The sequence below is a fragment of the Streptomyces sp. NPDC057654 genome, from assembly GCF_042800135.1.
Lineage (GTDB): Bacteria > Actinomycetota > Actinomycetes > Streptomycetales > Streptomycetaceae > Streptomyces.
In genome coordinates this window covers 1-2,559 of sequence record NZ_JBHVHQ010001074.1, presented here as the reverse complement: position 1 = coordinate 2,559, position 2,559 = coordinate 1, and the positions used below count along the sequence as shown (strand labels likewise).

Below are 2,559 nucleotides of genomic sequence, written 5' to 3'. Positions count from 1 at the left end.
GGATCTGGGGCGGCCCGGCCACGCCCACCTCGGGGTCGGGCGCGCGGGCGCCCTCGACGAGCCGGCGCACCGGCTCGCCAACCGGCTGGTCGGCAATCCGCCCGACGCCGCCACCGTGGAGACGACGCTGACGGGATGCGCCGTACGGGCGCACGGCGCGGTGACCGTCGCGGTGACCGGCGCGCCCTGCCCGGTCTCCGTGGACGGCCGCCCGGCCGCGTGGGGAGCGGCCGTGCGCGTACCGGACGGCGCCGTTCTCGACATCGGCGCGCCCACCCACGGGCTCCGCTGCTATCTGGCGTTCTCCGGCGGCGTCGGCGTCGAGCCGGTGCTCGGCAGCCGCTCCACCGACGCGCTGTCCGGGCTCGGCCCGCCGCCGCTGGCCGACGGGGCGCGGCTGCCGCTCGGCCTGGCGCGCCCGGCGCCCGTCGGCGTGGACGCGGCGCCGTCCCCGGGCCCCGCGCGGGAGTTGGTGCTGCCGGTGCTGCTCGGCCCCCGCGACGACTGGTTCACCGAGGCCGCCCTGCGCACCCTGGCCTCGGGGAGCTACGCGGTGTCCCCGGCGAGCAACCGCATCGGGATGCGCACCGAGGGCCCGGCGCTGGAGCGGGCCAAGGAGGGCGAACTCCCCAGCGAGGGCATGGTGCTGGGGGCGGTGCAGGTGCCGCCGGACGGCCGTCCCGTGCTGTTCCTCGCCGACCACCCCACGACGGGCGGCTACCCGGTCATAGGAGTCGTTCCGGAGCGCTGGCTTCCGGCCGCCGCCCAGGCGGTGCCGGGCACGCCCGTCCGCTTCGTGCCCGCCCGTACTGCATAGAACCGTATAGCACCGCGCGAAGCTATACGGCGCCGTAGCCGCCCCCGCCCGGGGTGCGGACGACGAGCACGTCCCCCGTCCGCGCCTCGGTCACATCGCAGCCGGCCAGCGGCTCCACCGCGCCGTCCGCCCGCTCGATGAGGTTCTCGCCGCGCGCGCCCGGCTCGCCGCCCGCCATGCCGTACGGGGCGACCCTGCGGTGCCCGGTGAGCAGCGCGACGGTCATGGGCTCCAGGAAGCGGATGCGCCGCTCGACGCCCCGGCCGCCGTGCCACCGGCCGCGCCCGCCGCCGTCCGCCCGTACCGAGAAGCTCTCCACCCGCACCGGATAGCGCCACTCCAGGACCTCGGGGTCGGTCAGCCGGGAGTTGGTCATATGGGTCTGCACGGCGTCGACGCCGTCGAAGCCGTGGCCCGCGCCGGAGCCGCTCGCCACGGTCTCGTAGTACTGCGTGCGGTCGTTGCCGAAGGTGACGTTGTTCATCGTGCCGGACCCCTCCGCCTGCACGCCGAGCGCCGAGTACAGGGCGCCGGTGACGGCCTGGGAGGTCTCCACGTTCCCGGCGACGGTGGCCGCCGGGTGGACGGGGGCGAGCATCGAGCCCTCGGGGATGCGGATGGTGAGGGGCTTGAGGCAGCCGCTGTTGAGCGGGATGTCGTCGGCCACGAGCGTCCGGAAGACGTAGAGCACGGCCGCCGTCACCACGGACCTGGGGGCGTTGGCGTTGCCCTCCTGCTGGGGCGAGGTGCCCGCGAAGTCCAGTACGGCGCTGCGCTCCGCGCGGTCCACGCGCAGCGCGACGCGGATCACCGCGCCGCTGTCCGTCTCGTAGCGGCAGGAGCCGTCGGTGAGCCCCGCCACGATGCGGCGCACGGATTCCTCCGCGTTGTCCTGCACGTGCGCCATGTAGGCCCGTACGACGTCCAGGCCGAACTGCTCGACCATGGCGCGCAGTTCCTGTACGCCCTTCTCGTTGGCGGCGATCTGGGCGCGCAGGTCGGCGAGGTTGGCGTCGGGGGCGCGGGAGGGGTACGGGCCGGAGGCGAGCAGCGCGCGGGTCTCCTCCTCGCGGAGCCGCCCGTCGCGGACCAGCGGCCAGTTGTCGAAGAGGATGCCCTCCTCCTCGATGGTGCGGCTGAAGGCGGGCATCGAGCCGGGGGTGATCCCGCCGATCTCCGCGTGGTGGCCGCGCGAGGCGACGAGGAAGAGCAGTTCCCCGCCCGTCTCCTGCCCGCCCGCCTCGTCGAAGACAGGCGTGATGACGGTGACGTCCGGCAGGTGGGTGCCGCCGTGGTAGGGGTCGTTGATGGCGTACACGTCGCCGGGGCGCATGGCGTCGCCGTTGCGGCGCAGCACCTCCTTGATGGAGTCCGCCATGGAGCCGAGGTGCACGGGGATGTGCGGGGCGTTGGCGATCAGGTTGCCGTCGGCGTCGAAGAGGGCGCAGGAGAAGTCGAGGCGCTCCTTGATGTTGACGGAGTGCGCGGTGTTCTCCAGGCGCAGTCCCATCTGTTCGGCGATGGTCATGAAGAGGCTGTTGAAGACCTCCAGCATGACGGGGTCGACGTCGGTGCCGACGGCGGAGGTGCGGGGTTTCGGCCGTACGCGCGTGAGCAGGAGGTGGCCGTGGTCGCCGAGGCCCGCCTGCCAGCCGGGGTCGACGACGGTGGTGGCGTCGGGCTCGGCGATGATCGCGGGGCCGGTGACGGCGGCGCCGGGGCCGAGTTCGTCGCGCTCGTAC

2 protein-coding genes are annotated in these 2,559 nt (G+C 74.5%); one reads left to right on the top strand and one right to left on the bottom strand.

The features are described from left to right. The coding region (locus ACFU99_RS40550; protein ID WP_384402859.1) for a biotin-dependent carboxyltransferase family protein at positions 1 to 817 on the top strand (817 nt) is incomplete at its 5' end. A gap of 22 nt (positions 818 to 839) precedes the next feature. On the opposite strand, the gene ACFU99_RS40545 is transcribed toward ACFU99_RS40550, so the two are convergent. Continuing rightward, a partial coding sequence (locus tag ACFU99_RS40545) for a hydantoinase B/oxoprolinase family protein (RefSeq protein ID WP_384402856.1) occupies positions 840 to 2,559 on the bottom strand: 1,720 nt, incomplete at its 5' end.